Origin of the sequence: Paenibacillus sp. IHB B 3415 (genome assembly GCF_000802655.2) — a bacterium.
Classification (GTDB): Bacteria; Bacillota; Bacilli; order Paenibacillales; family Paenibacillaceae; genus Paenibacillus_AQ; species Paenibacillus_AQ phytohabitans.
In genome coordinates this window covers 23,768-38,999 of the sequence record NZ_JUEI01000057.1, presented here as the reverse complement: position 1 = coordinate 38,999, position 15,232 = coordinate 23,768, and the positions used below count along the sequence as shown (strand labels likewise).

General features: G+C 52.3%; 12 protein-coding genes. 5 read left to right on the top strand and 7 right to left on the bottom strand.

What is annotated here, in order from left to right:
* Positions 1 to 142 precede the first annotated feature (142 nt).
* The 3 genes from QW71_RS23380 (at position 143) to QW71_RS23370 (ending at position 2,729) form a co-directional block, all read left to right on the top strand.
* Complete coding sequence (locus QW71_RS23380; RefSeq protein ID WP_052770144.1) at positions 143 to 1,129, top strand: phosphodiester glycosidase family protein; 987 nt, start codon at positions 143 to 145, stop codon at positions 1,127 to 1,129.
* Between the two features lie 6 nt (positions 1,130 to 1,135).
* Positions 1,136 to 2,146 carry a bifunctional glycosyltransferase family 2/GtrA family protein gene (locus QW71_RS23375; RefSeq protein WP_039304561.1) on the top strand — a complete coding sequence of 337 codons (1,011 nt, stop codon included), beginning with the start codon at positions 1,136 to 1,138 and terminating at the stop codon, positions 2,144 to 2,146.
* A 94-nt stretch (positions 2,147 to 2,240) separates the two neighbouring features.
* Positions 2,241 to 2,729: a DinB family protein gene (locus QW71_RS23370; RefSeq protein WP_039304558.1), complete on the top strand. Its 489-nt coding sequence runs from the start codon at positions 2,241 to 2,243 to the stop codon at positions 2,727 to 2,729.
* 81 nt (positions 2,730 to 2,810) lie between these two features.
* Here the strand turns inward: QW71_RS23370 and QW71_RS23365 are convergent, their stop codons facing one another.
* The 4 genes from QW71_RS23365 to QW71_RS23350 all read right to left on the bottom strand — a co-directional run bounded on the left by QW71_RS23365 (position 2,811) and on the right by QW71_RS23350 (position 6,673).
* The gene (locus QW71_RS23365) at positions 2,811 to 3,422 is read right to left on the bottom strand and encodes a uridine kinase (RefSeq protein ID WP_039304556.1); all 612 of its coding nucleotides are present in this window, start codon (positions 3,420 to 3,422) and stop codon (positions 2,811 to 2,813) included.
* 141 nt (positions 3,423 to 3,563) lie between these two features.
* Positions 3,564 to 4,694, bottom strand: coding sequence for a glycoside hydrolase family 105 protein (locus QW71_RS23360; protein ID WP_235441530.1), 1,131 nt, complete (start codon positions 4,692 to 4,694; stop codon positions 3,564 to 3,566).
* 40 nt (positions 4,695 to 4,734) lie between these two features.
* Positions 4,735 to 5,763 (bottom strand): dienelactone hydrolase family protein, encoded by a 1,029-nt coding sequence (locus QW71_RS23355; protein WP_039304551.1) that lies wholly within the window; start codon positions 5,761 to 5,763, stop codon positions 4,735 to 4,737.
* 19 nt (positions 5,764 to 5,782) lie between these two features.
* Positions 5,783 to 6,673, bottom strand: coding sequence for a pectinesterase family protein (locus tag QW71_RS23350; RefSeq protein WP_039304548.1), 891 nt, complete (start codon positions 6,671 to 6,673; stop codon positions 5,783 to 5,785).
* Between the two features lie 73 nt (positions 6,674 to 6,746).
* On the opposite strand from QW71_RS23350, the gene QW71_RS23345 reads away from it, so the two are divergent.
* The gene (locus QW71_RS23345) at positions 6,747 to 7,613 is read left to right on the top strand and encodes an AraC family transcriptional regulator (protein ID WP_039304545.1); all 867 of its coding nucleotides are present in this window, start codon (positions 6,747 to 6,749) and stop codon (positions 7,611 to 7,613) included.
* A gap of 31 nt (positions 7,614 to 7,644) precedes the next feature.
* Here QW71_RS23345 and QW71_RS23340 read toward each other — a convergent pair whose 3' ends face one another.
* The gene (locus QW71_RS23340) at positions 7,645 to 9,102 is read right to left on the bottom strand and encodes a glycoside hydrolase family 28 protein (protein WP_047013930.1); all 1,458 of its coding nucleotides are present in this window, start codon (positions 9,100 to 9,102) and stop codon (positions 7,645 to 7,647) included.
* 18 nt (positions 9,103 to 9,120) lie between these two features.
* The gene (locus QW71_RS23335; RefSeq protein ID WP_039304542.1) at positions 9,121 to 10,686 is read right to left on the bottom strand and encodes a glycoside hydrolase family 43 protein; all 1,566 of its coding nucleotides are present in this window, start codon (positions 10,684 to 10,686) and stop codon (positions 9,121 to 9,123) included.
* 200 nt (positions 10,687 to 10,886) lie between these two features.
* On the opposite strand from QW71_RS23335, the gene QW71_RS23330 reads away from it, so the two are divergent.
* Positions 10,887 to 13,121 (top strand): AraC family transcriptional regulator, encoded by a 2,235-nt coding sequence (locus tag QW71_RS23330; protein ID WP_039304540.1) that lies wholly within the window; start codon positions 10,887 to 10,889, stop codon positions 13,119 to 13,121.
* Between the two features lie 470 nt (positions 13,122 to 13,591).
* Here QW71_RS23330 and QW71_RS23325 read toward each other — a convergent pair whose 3' ends face one another.
* The gene (locus tag QW71_RS23325) at positions 13,592 to 13,915 is read right to left on the bottom strand and encodes a hypothetical protein (RefSeq protein ID WP_373604789.1); all 324 of its coding nucleotides are present in this window, start codon (positions 13,913 to 13,915) and stop codon (positions 13,592 to 13,594) included.
* Between the last annotated feature and the right edge of the window lie 1,317 nt (positions 13,916 to 15,232).

The window sequence follows — 15,232 nt, the reverse complement described above, 5'->3', positions numbered from 1 at the left end:
AGATTAACACATCATCAACAGATCAACAGATTAACCCTTGGTTACTTGCACATTCCCCGCAGATACAGCCAGTTAAGATTCATTTAAGGAATGGCACTTATCATGAGCCTTAAGAACTTAATTGAAGAGGTGGTGCTTCGGTATGAAGTCACGCAACACAAGTAATACAGGCAACACTGCAATCCGTTCCGGCAAACGAAAATTATTGATTATGATCCTCGTCATCCTCCTGGGCCTTGGCGCAGTGGTATATCGTCTGGCTGACCGTTATCTGATTGAGCATGTTGAGGTCGTCGTCGCAGACGATACCGCCGGAACCGCTGGTACCGGCAGCACAGGCACAACAACAACAGCCGCAACAGCTGATGTGAATGCAACATCGGATGACTGGAATTACAGCAGTGACGATATCCAGATCAAGATTGATCAGGTGCAGACGGGAACCGGGTCAGACCAGATTACCTATTTCGTCGCAGATGTGGTCCTGAAGGATGCCGGCAGCCTGCGGTCAGCTTTTGCCGATAACAGCTTCGGTACGAATATTACAGAGGACACCTCGGTGATTGCCTCAGCCAATAATGCGATCTTCGCCATTAACGGCGATTACTACGGCTTCCGTGAAGACGGGGTGATTATCCGCAATGGAACCATGTACCGGGATGATCCGGTGCGGGATGCGATGGCCCTGTTCGGAGACGGAACGATGCAGACCTATGATGAGGAGGAAGTCTCTTCGTCTGAGCTGCTGGCTGAAGGGGTTACGAACACCTTGTCCTTCGGACCGATTCTGATTCAGGACGGCAAGATCGTCAGTGATTTCAGCAGTGTCAAAATCGATAACAATTTCGGCAACCGTTCGATTCAGGATGCGAATCCCCGGACCGCCATCGGCATGATTGCCCCGAACCATTACGTGTTCGTTGTAGTTGACGGACGTAAGGAAGGCTACAGCCGCGGGATGACCCTCGCCGAGCTTGCTGATGTGATGGAAGGGCTCGGAGCTGCAGAAGCCTATAATCTGGACGGCGGCGGTTCCTCCACCATGTACTTTATGGGCCGGGTCGTGAATAACCCGCTGGGCAAAAACCAGGAACGCGGCGTCAGCGACATACTTTATATTAAGGAGTGAATCCGGATGACGATATTAATACCGGCCTATGAGCCAGACGAACGGCTGCTGGATCTAATTGTGCAGCTGAACGAATACCCGCTAGGACCCATTGTACTGGTCGATGACGGCAGCGGCCCGGCTTACCGCGCAATCTTCGAGCGGGCTGCGGCATTCGGCTGCACCCTCCTGACCCATCAGGTCAATCTCGGCAAAGGTGCCGCCCTCAAAACAGGCTTCCGGCATATTCAGGAAGCCGGACTACAGGGTAATGTGATCTGCGCCGATAGTGACGGACAGCATCTGCCCCATGACATCAAGCGGATTGCCGAAACGCTGCTGTTCCAGAGCAAGCCCGGCATTGTACTCGGGAGCCGCCGGTTCAGCGGAACCATCCCGCTGCGCAGCCGGTTCGGAAACTCCGTGACACGGTCCGTCTTCGCACTAACTACCGGCACCAAAATCTATGATACCCAGACCGGCCTGCGCGGCTTCCCGTTCCAAATGCTCGGCTGGCTGTGCCGGATTCCCGGCGAACGGTTCGAATATGAGATGAACATGCTGCTGACTGCCCATAAAGAGGGTTATACCATTACTGAGGAGTATATCGATACCGTCTATCTGGAGGATAATAAATCCTCCCACTTTCGCCCCCTGATCGACTCCTTCCGGATCTATCTGCCGATTCTGATGTTCAGCACCTCCTCGCTGATTTCAGGCCTGCTGGACTTCGTACTCCTGTTCCTGTTCCAGAGCCTGACCTATAACCTGTTCCTGGCTGTCGCAGCCGCAAGATTATGCAGCTCTGTCTTCAACTACTCGGTAAACCGGAAGTATGTATTCAGCGGCGGCCAGCAATCGCGCCTCCAGTCGCTGCCCAAGTACTTCTCCCTCGTAGTCCTTGTGCTGCTGTTCAATTACGGGCTGCTCTACTTCTATAATGAGAAGCTGATTATCCCGCTGGTTGCGGCCAAGATTCTGACAGAAATCTCAATCTTCGTATTCAGCTATTGGGCGCAGCGGAGGTTTGTATACTGATCCTGTAAAACCTGACAGACTGTGGTCCAGTTTCTTCAGGTATAGTGGGTTATATAGGTCTCGTATACAATCTGATAGAGAAGGCGGTATTGTCGTGGTAGCCAAAACCAACAAACAGCTCATACTTGAATTTGAATCTTTTATCTCCTACATTCAATCGCTGGACAGCTTGGAAGATGCAGACTGGGAGGCCCCGCTAGAGGCTGGAAAATGGTCCCTAAAGGACGTGCTCTGCCACATTATGCTGTGGGACAAATACTTTTATGAAGAGGCCTTTGTCAAAGTGAAGGAAGGCCAGCCGCTGACGGCAGTTCATCAGGACTTTAATGAATTCAATACCAATGCGGTTCTATACGCCAGGACAGTGACCAAGCAGGAAGCGATCGGACAATTCGTATTGTACCGGAGCAGGATCATAGAAGATGCCGCCTCGTTAAGCGATGAAGCCTTTGAGCAGATTTATCCGGATGGAGACGGCAATAAATTCAGCATCCGCGAACACCTGAGAGATTTCTTTCCACACGACAAGCATCATAAGCAGCAAATCGAGAAATATGTTTTATCAGTTACAGCCATTCAATAAAACAGCTACGGCCCCATCCTCCATGTCACCGGAAGGCTGGGGCCGCAGCTGTTTTTGACTCTCTTTTCGCCGAAACTAAGCTTAATCTTGATTCCTGATCACAATATCGAACTTCTCATGATACGGATGCATGAATAATTCATACTGAATTCTGCGCTGTTCGTGGGATTTCATTAAATACTGAATATCCGTCCCCCGCTCAGCCACATCACGGAATCCCCTCCGCCTCAGCTCGGTCTCCCCATCCGTATATAAGTAGACTTTGAGATCATACAGACTTGGGTCCGTAAAAGCAACGCTCATGCCTTCTACAATATTAATCTTGTTGTCAGAAGATAACAGCGCACTCTTGCTATAATGCGTACCGATGGTATACAGATCCAAGCCGTCCCGCAGCATACGGATGTCTCTCTCCAAAGCAGCCACGTTATGGGCAGCAGGGTGACAGGCGGTCATTTTATCGCGATATTGTTCATTGTTATATTCGTAGTCAATCCTTGCGTACCGTCTAAGATCAGATCCGATAATGTAGGGGTCTGTATTGAGAACATTCAAGTTCTCCTGCCCCAAAAGAGTGATCAGATGATGGGCAAACGTCGTCTTTCCCGATGCCCCGTGACCCGAAATCCCCACGATGACCCTCGCAGCGTGACCGCCAATCCACTCGGCTATTCTGTGCAATTCCTGATTCATAGCTTCCTCCGCATGTCCTTTTTAGAAGTATCCAATATCCTATACTATCACAAAAAGCGGACCCGGATCGGCTGCGATTATAACGATGTTGACGCTCAATTCACCGGTATTCATTCATTCGTCTGCTCCGACTGCAGCAGCCTATTGCCCGTCACGGTACTTCTCCACCTCAAGGGAAGCCAGCAATAATGGCGCAACACCCATCGGCGCATCAGAGACTACCGCCTCAGAAATATAGTAATCATAGGAACCGTTCCGGTCCTTGCTGAGGCCTGCCCCGTGGCAGATCTGATGCAGATGAACACCTTGTTCATCTTCGGTAACCAGATGCGCGAGGATGCCCTCGTAGCCTTTCAGCATCGCTTCCTTGAAGGAAGGCTCCAGGTAACGCAGCCGCAGGGCTTTGGCCATCGCATAGACGAACATGCTGGAGCCGGTGGCTTCGAGGTAATTGCCTTTACGCCCTGCCTGATCAAGCACCTGATACCACAGGCCAGTCTCCTGATCCTGAACCTCAAGCAGTGCACCGCACATCCGCTGGAAAATCCCGATGATCGTTCCCCGCTGCGGATGGGTGACCGGGAAATGCTCCAGGCAGTCCACGGCGGCCATGGCGTACCAGCCCATCGCCCGGCTCCAGAAGTGGGAAGAGAGGCCGGTGGACGAGTCCGCCCATTCCTGCTCTTTGGATTCATCCCAGCCGTGATAGAGCAGGCCAGTCCGCGGGTCACGGGTCCTGCGCTCGATCAATAGCAGCTGATGAGCAGCTTCATCAATCAGCTCGGGACGCTGGAATACGGCCCCGTATTCGGCAAGGAACGGCGAAGCCATATATAATCCGTCCAGCCACATCTGAAAAGGATACACCTTCTTATGCCAGAATCCCCCCTCTGAAGTACGGGGATGCCCAATGAGCTGCGCCGCCAGCAGATGAGCCGCTTCAGCGTAACGCGCTTCCCCGGTCTGCCGGTACAGGTAGAAGAGATTCTTGCCCTGGTTGATCTGATCCAGGTTATATTCCTCCAGCGAATAGGAGCGGATCGAGCCGTCCTCCCCGATGAAGCTATCCATATGCCGGCGCATAAATGCCAGATATTCCGGCTCCTCATGCTGCACACCGGCTCTGGCCACTGACATCAGCAGCATACCGGGCACATAGGCCCAGCGCTCTATGACATACTCGTGCTCCCCATGTTCATTGCATTGACCGATGAAGGTATCCGCGATTCTGCGGGACAAACCTGACGTTGTTGTTTCAGTGATAGACATCATTATTCCTCCTGTCGCTTATGTTCCAAACCTAAGTCCGAGCTCAGGCACCGGCAAGCTGCTTCCGCAGCCACGCAAACGCCGGCTCCCCGTGTATTTCATGCCCTCCGGCAAAAAAATCCGCCTCTACCTGTCCGCCATGCCCCGCTGCGTTATAGATCGCTTCCAGCCGGTCCAGGGCTTGCTTCGCGCCAGCCGGACCAAACAAAGGGTCGGCATCCCCCGACTCCAGGAACAGGCCGCGCGGGGCAATTAACCCAAGCAGATCCGGCATTTCCGCTTCCAGCAGAATGCCCGGAATGTAGTTATCCAGACAATGATTCCGCGTGAGTATGCTGTCCGCAAACGTATTGGCATACCCGCTGACGACCGCACAGGTGATCCGCTGATCCAGTGCAGCCGTGAAGCCGGCGACTAGCCCGCCGCCGGAAATGCCCATAATGCCTAATCGTTCACCGTTAACCTCTTCCCGCGTCTGCAAATAATCGAGCGCCCGCATGCTTTCATAGATCCGGTAGCCTGCCATCGTCTGCCCCGCCATCAATAGCGCGGAGGATAGGCGGAAGCAGGAATTGCGCCCGGGCTCGCCGCTCTCCAGATCCTCTGCCAGCCGTCTGTCGCCGAATCCGAGCACCTCGGGCGCTGCGACCACGAAGCCCTGCTTCACCAGTGAGACGGCAAAATCCTTATGCAGCCCCGGGTCACCCTGCCGCTGCGAGCCGTCCGGATTGAGGCCGGTAATCTCACGGCTGCCGTAGCCATGCCCATGAATAGCCAGAACAGCCGGGCAGGGAGAAGATAACGGCTGCCCCGGAATCAGAAGATACATAGCCATTCTAAGTCCTTCATAAGTGGTAATCTCCACACGCTCACGTATATATCCGTTGCAGGCTACCCGCTCAAGCAGCACAGGTGCAAGTGCCGCCCGTTCCTCCGGAAATCCGCCAAGCCGCCCGGTAAAGCTTGCAGCAAGCTTTGCCCGCCACTCTCCGTAAGGGATGTCCTCACGGAAAGCAGCACTCTGCGCTGCGGAAGCCGTCAATTGCTTCATATATTGTTCCAATGATTCCATCGGGGGTTCCTCCTGGTTCTTAATATCCTTCAGGATGCCAGCCGTCCAGTACGGTCAGAACCCGGTACTCCGCAGCTTCCTCTGCTGGTAACTGGCGCGACCACGCAGCACGGCTCTCCGGACAGGCTCCTGGCCCGCTGCTGCCGTATTCTTCATAACGGCTGGTCTGCTCCCTGTCCGGCTGCCCCCAGTTATGCCAGCCTTCGCCGGTCACCGAACCATCCATGACCGTGCGGATGAAAGCTACATGCGCATAAGGCCGCCAAGGACGCCCAAGATACACCTCACTGACATCTTCGCCGCCGGTAATCCGGCAATTCAGGAACACATAGCCGAATGCAGCTTCCTCCGGTGTTGAAGCGGCTGTAATATAACCTCTGGACCGCTTATTGTGCAGATGGCAGCCCTCAAACAACGCCGTGGCGGCTCCGAAAATATAATCGACATCGCCTTCAATGTAGCAGTCGTTGTAATATTGCTTGCCCTGCCCTGTATAGAGTGTATCCTGGTCACCCAGCAGACGAACGCGCCGGAACACCGCCTGTCCGGCATCAACGAAAGCTGCCACCGCCTGTCCGGTTCCCGGGCCGGAGGCGTTCCTGATGGTCAGATTCTCGGCTGTGAAGCCTTCCGCGAACACATTCAGAGTGCCGCTGCGGAAGGTACCCAGCGGTTCACCGTCCGCTCCCAGAGTGTGGGCATTATCATTCCAGGTAATCACGGTGGAATGGGGGTCCTCCCCCAGCAGCAGAATGGGCGGGGCTTCGCGGACGATTGTAATCTTTTCCTCATAAATGCCGGGCTTGATCCGGATGGTTACGGCCTGCTTCTGCTGCGGCGGAATGGAATCCAGGGCCTCCTGCAGACTGCTGTATCCTTCCCCGGGATTCTTCGATACTGTAATTAACATGTGCGGCTCCTTTCATGGCGACCTCTATTTATTCTATAATAACCGTAACGGTTCAGATGAGAAGAGGAGATTTATGACCAGCGTGACTAGCCCTAATCCGAAATATCATATCGAAGAAGGACGGTTCAGCATTCAGCATATGAAGCGCAAAGGCATCACTGCGATGCCGCGCCCCCACAGTCATGAACTCACTGAGCTGTACTACCTGACAGAGGGTGAGCGCGTATACTTTGTGGATGACCGGGTCGTTACGGTTCACAAGGGCGAGCTGATTCTGATTCCCGGCCGGGAGCTGCATGCTACCGCAAGCTCTGAAATGGCCGAATTCGAACGGATTCTGATCAATTACGATCCTGAGCTGCTGCCCCTTGTGCTGCAAGGTGAAGCCTTGTGGTTTCAGAATCACCGCTACCGTCTGTTCAGGCTGACCCTGCGCGAGCAGAATGAGGCGGAGATGCTGCTAAGCCGTATCCTGGAGGAAGCGCGTGTCCAGCGGCCTCTGTATGAAGCCTCCATCGTGGCTTTGTTCACCGAGCTGATGATTCTGCTCCAGCGCTCGGAGAGTACGACACAGGCCGGCGGGACGAAGCATCCGCTGCATCATCTGGTAACCGATGTCGCCACTTACATCCGGGGCCACCACCGCGAAGCGCTTACGCTGGAAGAGACTGCAGGACATTTCTTCATCAGCCCGTCTTACCTCAGCCGTGTGTTTCACCGCCTGACCGGGTTTCATTTCCGTGAATACATTGTTCATGTCAGAGTCCGTGAGGCCCAGCGCCTGCTGGCCGGAACCTCCGCCAAGATTCAGGAGATCGCCTCCGCAGTCGGCTTCGAGCATCTGTCCCACTTCAATAAAACTTTCAAAAGATCAACCGGGCTGACTCCGCTCCAATACCGCAAGGCATCCAGATCGCGGGCTGACTCCAAGTCTGAATGAATGATAGAAGAATAGCGCGCATCTCCCGGCATCAGCCTGAGCTCTCTGTGATCAGGAGCTCTCCGGACCGGATGAGCTCTACATGGCTGCATTTATGCATCTTCACGATCGGTGCTTCCTCTGTCCTCAGCCGGATCCGGTCCAGCTTCAGATTGCTGGCATACCGCAGAACAATTCCCCGCTTGCTTATGGCGCTGAAATTCTCCACCGTCAGCTCTGCAAGCGGCATCTCCGGCAATCCGTTCACCAGCAGCGCAGTTGCCGCACCATAGCAGTCAATATTCTTCAGTAGAATATTCCGGAACTGGGGAGTCTCCTCCGTAACGGGGAAGGACTGCTCATCGTAGCCTTCAGAGCCCTCAACTCCCGCATAGAACATATGGAAGGATACTGCCTCATGGATAATGCCTGACATCCGGATATTCTCCATCCGGATATCCTCCACTACGCCGCCTCTTCCCCGGGCGCTTTTGAAGCGCAGCCCGATGTCCGTGCCGATGAACAGGCAATCGCTGACTCTGACCGCATGCACTCCGCCCGACATTTCACTGCCGATCACCACTCCGCCATGTCCGTGATATACCGTACAATGCCGGATGGTAATATACTGGCAGGGCATCCCTGCTCTGCGGCCTTCCTCGTCTTTGCCCGACTTCAGGCAGATAGCATCGTCGCCTACATCGAACCGGCAGTGCTCCACAAGGGCGTGTGTGCAGGACTCCAGATCCAGGCCGTCCCCATTCTGTGAATACCATGGATTACGTACCTGGATGTGCCTGACCGTTACCTGTTCACAGCCCATAGGATGAAGGCACCAGGCAGGAGAATTCTGGAAGGTTGCTCCTTCCAGCAGCACCCGCCGGCAGTTCCGCAGACTTAGCAGTGCAGGACGCAGATAAGCCCGGGCAGGCAGATAAGCTTCCATTTCAGTCTGCCCTTCCTCCAGCAGCCGCCGGTAGTAGGCCTCTCCCTCCAATGCTTCTCTAGAAGGCCACCACATCTCATTCTGCTCATCCAGTACTCCCCCGGAGGCAATCAGGCTCTGCCAGTGGAGTTCCGTCATCTTGAAGCGTTTCACCGGGCGCCAGGCCTCACCGCTTCCATCAAATATCCCTTCGCCGGTAATGGCTACATCACTCAGATTTTCCCCATCCAGCGGAGCCTGGCAGCGCCAGCCGGCATTCCCCTCATAATGGGAGAAGAGCAGCGGATACAGCGCGAAGTCCGGCTCAAAACATACGAGTGCCCCGCGCTCGGCATGCAGATTAATCCGGCTGTGCAGCGTCAGCGGTCCCGTACGCCATATTCCCGGCGGGATGATGACCTTTCCGCCTCCTGCAGCTGCGCAGGCATCAAGCGTATCCTGTATGGCAGCAGTGCACAGCAGCTCTCCGCCTGCTGCCCCATAATCCGTAATCCTGAACGTCCGCTCCGGAATTCGCGGCAGTTCAGGTACAGGATAATGATTGGTATCCTGCATGCTGTTCATAGGCTACCTCCTTCCCGTCTATTCAATTTCTTCATAGCTGAACCAGTCGAAATCGGCATAATTGGTGCTTGGCGCCCCTTGGGAACTGGCATACATGCCAATGTACGCCCCTGTGAATCCTCCGGCCAAGTCCGTGCTGAGCACTCTTCCGTCAGCCCGTTCATGTAATGCCGTCCATGAGCCGAATTCGTCTGCTCTATAATAGAAGCTGTACTCCTGCCCTCTGGCCTCTGCCTTAAGCTGCACCTTGTCCTGCGGATAAGGCGCAGATGCCAGCAGCTGCTCATCCCCTCTGCTGCGCACAATCAGTTGCAGCACCTGTTCTCCGTCCTCCAGCTTCAATTCATAGCGGAAGTGGTTGTCCGCATTCTGAATCAGGACAAGTCCGGCGGTTTCGCCTGGTGCCCCCGGCTTGAAGACCATTTCAGCTGCCGCTCTGAAGCTTAAGTGCTGCTGGCGTCTTCCAATGAAGGACGGATTGCTGATCTCTGTCAGCTGCTCCGGCTTGAGCTGCAGCCGCAGGTGTCCCGGACGTTCGGTGAGGCTCCAGAATTCCCCGCGCGGTGTCCGCAGGAAGTTCCAGATCAGGCCGAGCTCTGCGGACTCAAAATCATCACGTACAGGCAGCTGCGGCCACTTCGTTTCCGGCAGATCAGGCGCTGCCGCTTCCAGCTCCAGTACGCCTTTGCCCGGATTCACTACAGGCCATTCATTCTCCCATTTCACCGGGGTCAGGAACGTTTCACGCCCGAGGTTCCGGTAATAGCCGCCGCAGGTCCGGGAAGCAAGACAGAACATCCACCAGTCTCCATGCTGCGTCTCCACCAGTTCGCCATGGCCGACATTCACGATTGGATATTCTCTGCCGAGATGGCGGTGGGTCAGAATGGGATTCGCTTTATGACCTTCATAAGGGCCGGTCACCTTCCGGCTTCTGGCAATCGTGATGGCATGGGTATGGCCGGTGCCGCCTTCGGCAATCAGCACATAATACCAGCCGCCGATTTTGTAGACATGGGGTCCCTCTTGCGCATGCCCCACCTTAAGGGCACCTTGCCAGATGCTGAGCTTCGGACCTATCAGCTTGCCTTGCTTCAGGTCAATCTCCTGCAGCCAGATGTCCATATGCTTCGGATAATCCTGGCCTTCGGGAGGAACACGGTTGCCGGTGTAATATACCTTGCCGTCTTCATCGAAGAACAGGGAGGAATCGATACCCGGCGCATCCTCCAGCCAGACCGGATCTGACCAGTCTCCGGCCGGATCGGCGGCAGTCACATAGAAATTATGCTGATCCTTTTTATTGTCCACGTAGGTTGTAATCATATAGAAGAGACCTTGATGATAACGGAGGGTAGGAGCCCAAATGCCCATCGACGGAATCGTGTGGTCCAGATTCAGCTGGGACGGACGGTCCAGCACATGGCCAAGCTGGCGCCAGTTCACCAGGTCCTTGCTGTGGAAGATAGGAACACCAGGGTAAAATTCAAAGCTGGACGTAACAAGATAGTAGTCCTCGCCTACGCGGATAGCAGAAGGGTCAGGGTAAAATCCCGGCAGCACCGGATTGCGGAATGTTCTCAATACAGAAATCCTCCTTCAAACGAGCAAAATGTAAGCATAACCAATTATAGTTCGTATAAGTTCAACTTTCTTGCTCTTCCTATGCTCTTTTTCCCGTTTTTTATACTTTCATGCTATTTGGCTCCATCTCCCATCTTGTCAATGAATAGCTTGTCCCACTAGAATAGGTGTAGTAGGATTTACATAAAGGGGCGATCATCTTGGGAAAGAGAAAGAAACTGTATACCCGCTTTTTTATGAGCCTGACCCTGATCTCTGTCTGCTGCATTCTAGTACTGGCTATGGCGATATTCTACTGGTACCGGAATATATCGATTGATAATGTCGACAAGGCTAACCAGAATGTGCTGTTAAATACTGAAACCGTATTCACGAACTATAAGGAAATTGTTCAGAACTATACGATGGACTTCTATGCCAACCCGAACATCAGTGCCCTGATGCGGAGCGGAGAGACAGACTGGAGTGACCAGCTCTACAGTGTCTTAAGCCAGATTCGCGGTGCGCTGATCGTTAACCAGTATCTGGAGAACGCCTATATCTTCGGGGAGAAGGAACCTGCTGTCATCTATGAGAACATGCCGCTAAGCCCGGAAGCCAAGCTGGAGCTGGCCCGAAGGATGCGGAGCAGCCGTATTATTGAATCTCCCTTTGTGTGGCAAACCACCCAGAACAACGGCACGCCTGTCACCCTGCTGACCGTCTTCTATAACGACCGGGCCTTTGCAGACAGCGAATATTACGGCGCAGTTGCGCTGACCGTCAATCTCGCCAAGCTCCAGAACAATCTGTTCACTCAAAAAGAAGGCGGAAATACACGTTATGCCGTCATTGACCAGAATGGCGAAATTCTCATGCACAGCACACTCTCCGGCAGCACCTTACATCCGGAGATGCTGAAGCAGGTCGCTGCCTCCACCTCTGAAAGTGGCTCCTTCGTCTACAAGGGCAACGGAGACAAACAGCTGATTACTTATGTGTATTCCGCGCAGGATAAGCTGTGGTTTGTATCAGAGATGTACTATACAGACAGCATCCGTGAGCTTGCCAATGCCCGCAATCTGATGATTGGTCTCTGCCTGGCCCTTATATTGGCTGCTGCGGTAACCGCCAACCTGATCTCCCGGCGGATCTATAAGCCGATCGGCAGGCTGTTTGGCAGTATCGCGAATATCTCCGGCAATGAAGAAGCCTTGAAGGCCGGTAGTGACCTCAATACCGTGAATCTGGAGCTGGAATCTATAGGTGTGAAGCTGGCACAGCTCAAGAAGGAGAGCGACGGCAGTGCCCTGATGCGCTGGCTGCTCTCCCCGCGCGGTGCGGCAGACCCTTCCGGCGGCCTCCCGATGATGGGCATCGGCGCAACAGAAGGTGCTTATTGCGTCTGTGTACTGGCCGTGCTGGAACCAGGAGAGACCGGTGATGCCCAGGAACCTGGCCAGGAAGTCATTCACCGGATTCAAACTGCATTCTCGGAGCTGGCCGAGGTTCAAATCTTCCGTCCCCATCAAGGGTCGGCCGTCCTTATTCTGAGTGAGCTCTATAGCGGAAGCTTCGGGGATTATGCCCACTACCGCAGTAAATGGGAGGAACTCGCTGCACTACAGCTTGAGTCCGGCGGCCGCTGCGCGTTCGGCATCAGCGGGCTGGAAAGTGATCTGGGCCTGCTGAAGTCCAAATACGCTGAAGCAGCAGACTCCATGCAATATCTTAAATTCCATGCACAGCAGAATATCATATTCGCCGACGATACCGTCCATCTGAACAGCAGCCCGGTACCAGACAGTGCGCTGGAGCCGGTACTGCAGGCGGTAAAACAGCCGGAGCTGGCAAGCCACATCCCTCAGGCTGTGGAAAGACTGCTGGCGGTAACCTGCAGCTACCGTGCAGAGTCTGCTACCGTTGCTGTATCAAGGCTTGCCTTTGAGCTGAATCGTACGGCGGATCTGAGCAGCGGGGGCAACCGCCATTCCGGCTTTCTGGATGATTATCAGCAGGTCTGGCAGATTCAGAGCTATGACAAGCTGCGCGAGTGGATTGAACACAGCTGCAGCGCAGCCGTGGGCCGGATTGCCAGCATGAGTGCGGTGCAGACCCGCAGCATGGCCGCTGAGGCTGCCGCTTATATTAGGGAGCATTATAACGACCCCGCCCTGTCGCTTAATGCGCTGGCCGAGAAGCTGTCGGTCAGCCCTGCCTACCTCAGCAGGCTGATTGCCGAAGAGGTGGACAGCAGCTTCCCGGATTTCGTCAACCAGCTGCGGCTGGAGCAGGCAGAGCTGCTGCTGGTCACCGAGCTTGCGCTCGATATCCGCGAGATTGCCGGACGGGTCGGATATAACAGCAGCACTTATTTTACAACCCAGTTCAAGAAGCGTTATGGCGTCACACCGTCCAAATGGAGAATGAATCATATTCTGCAGCAGCAGGAGTAGTGGGGGCTGGAGGAGGCTGGATAGGGGAAAATGGAAACAGCGGCAGCGTGGCACAGATGAAGTCCTGGACTGCCGCTGGTTTGTTGAGATAAGTTTTTTACTTTTTGTGAATAAGGTCTACTTCCCCCAAGGGAATTTAAACCCGCCTAATCCATATGTACTATTAATTTGTTTAATATAATCTTGTTTATCAAAGTGAAACGTTTTTGAGTTATTCATTAACAGTTCTCTGCCATCAATGAAAGTCCAAGTTACAATGTCTTTATTCATTTCGATAAATGAATATACTGCCCCACCCTAAACATGATACAAAATCATATTGCTTAGCATAACTTTCATATAAGGATTGTCCGTCAACTATAAAATCCGCAAAACGTATGGGTCCCGGATAACCATCCCTTAGACGCATTTTAAATTCAATTTCCGATTTTTTAATCATCCTCACCTCTTTATGATAATTGCTCACCGAATCAATCTGATTTTATCAACAGTTCATTGAAAATTTGTGTTACCTCTGCATATCCGACGATCCTAGTGCCCTCCTGTATTCTTATTAATTTACCTATCCACAAAGTTCGAGGATAAAATTCAGGGGTAATGAAAGTAATTGTTCCCATTACAGTTTCACCAGGTTGAACTACAACCGCTCCGTAGTATTGATGTATTCCCGTTGTTAAGTAATCATCTTTAACTAAATGTGCAGGACGATAGCCAGAGTACGATGGTATACTTCGGCCATTTCTTATCCCATCACCTTTTAATATTGTTATTTTAGCTTCAATATCAGGTAACAAGTAATCCACCCGCCTCCCCGTGAGTCCAAATTCCAAATCATTCTTAGCCAGATCCAAAGCTGCGTTCTTGATCAAATTTTCTATTACAAACACTTCAGTTTTAGGAGTCTTCTCCCTACTTCCCTCTCACAGCATCAATAATATATCTCTTGCCTCGCCACGGATTAAATGTATAGCACTAATAGACACTTCCAGTTTTTCTAGAGTTGTATCATTCTATGCGAAAAAGGATTATTTCCCTAAGAACGGTTGTGGATTTTGCCCAAATCTGTTGGCTTATCCTAACTAACTCTCATACCTTCCACACGGAATAGGTCTGCAAAGGCTTAAATGTTGTACGTTTTACAACTCGGCTACCTAAATACCCGGGTGTTTGAACAGATTGTTGTATGAAATACAAGAATTGTCCTGCTAAACCGCGTGGAGGAGGAGAAATGCTGCCTTTTATACAACAATTTTGGTTTACAGCCGAGATTTTGAGGAAAATGTTGTATTTTATGCAGGATTTTCGCGCCCACCCAATATTTTCTTCCACAAGTCTATCATTTAACTTTGCATTCTACTACTTCATTCTCCACAGCTTACCTCTAATATAACGTCAGATATAAACTGGTGAAAACCACTTGGGCAAATTGCCTAGTGAGGGTTTGAGGTTTGAGGTTTGAGGTTTGAGGTTTGAGGTTTGAGGTTTGAGGTTTGAGGTTTGAGGTTTGAGGTTTGAGGTTTGAGGTTTGAGGTTTGAGGTTTGAGGTTTGAGGTTTGAGGTTTGAGGTTTGAGGTTTGAGGTTTGAGGTTTGAGGTTTGAGGTTTGAGGTATAACGTCAGATATAAACTGGTGAAAACCACTTGGGCAAATTGCCTAGTGAGGGTTTGAGGTTTGAGGTTTGAGGTTTGAGGTTTGAGGTTTGAGGTAACCCGCTACCGGTATGCGATAGACTTAATTGCACTTTGTACAACTAAATCGTCTGACTTCCCGCCAATTCTCCGTTTAGTTGTATTTCGTACAATTAAACTGCCTGTTCTAGAACGGTTCCACCCGTTCGGGCAGATTTAGTTGTACAGAATACAGTTATACGATGCAAGCACATCTTTTCGCTGTTTTTAACTGCACATTATACAACTATCTCTGAATTTTCATTTGGAGCTGGATACATAAATTGCTGCATTAAACGAACTTACCTCTTTAGCTCTGATGTTGTATTTATCTCCATACACGGCACTCCCCCCCTTCCACAGCACCATCCTCTGCTTTTATCAGGCATTTAACCATTCTTAAGCAGAAAACTTCTGCTTTTTCTGTTTTTTTAAGCCCGCTCA

Bases quoted from the DNA above. Each gene is read 5' to 3' on its own strand.
- QW71_RS23350 (WP_039304548.1), bottom strand. From the start codon at position 6,673: ATGTTAATTACAGTATCGAAGAATCCCGGGGAAGGATACAGCAGTCTG.
- QW71_RS23375 (WP_039304561.1), top strand. From the start codon at position 1,136: ATGACGATATTAATACCGGCCTATGAGCCAGACGAACGGCTGCTGGAT.
- QW71_RS23380 (WP_052770144.1), top strand. From the start codon at position 143: ATGAAGTCACGCAACACAAGTAATACAGGCAACACTGCAATCCGTTCC.
- QW71_RS23365 (WP_039304556.1), bottom strand. From the start codon at position 3,422: ATGAATCAGGAATTGCACAGAATAGCCGAGTGGATTGGCGGTCACGCT.
- QW71_RS23355 (WP_039304551.1), bottom strand. From the start codon at position 5,763: ATGGAATCATTGGAACAATATATGAAGCAATTGACGGCTTCCGCAGCG.
- QW71_RS23345 (WP_039304545.1), top strand. From the start codon at position 6,747: ATGACCAGCGTGACTAGCCCTAATCCGAAATATCATATCGAAGAAGGA.
- QW71_RS23340 (WP_047013930.1), bottom strand. From the start codon at position 9,102: ATGAACAGCATGCAGGATACCAATCATTATCCTGTACCTGAACTGCCG.
- QW71_RS23360 (WP_235441530.1), bottom strand. From the start codon at position 4,694: ATGATGTCTATCACTGAAACAACAACGTCAGGTTTGTCCCGCAGAATC.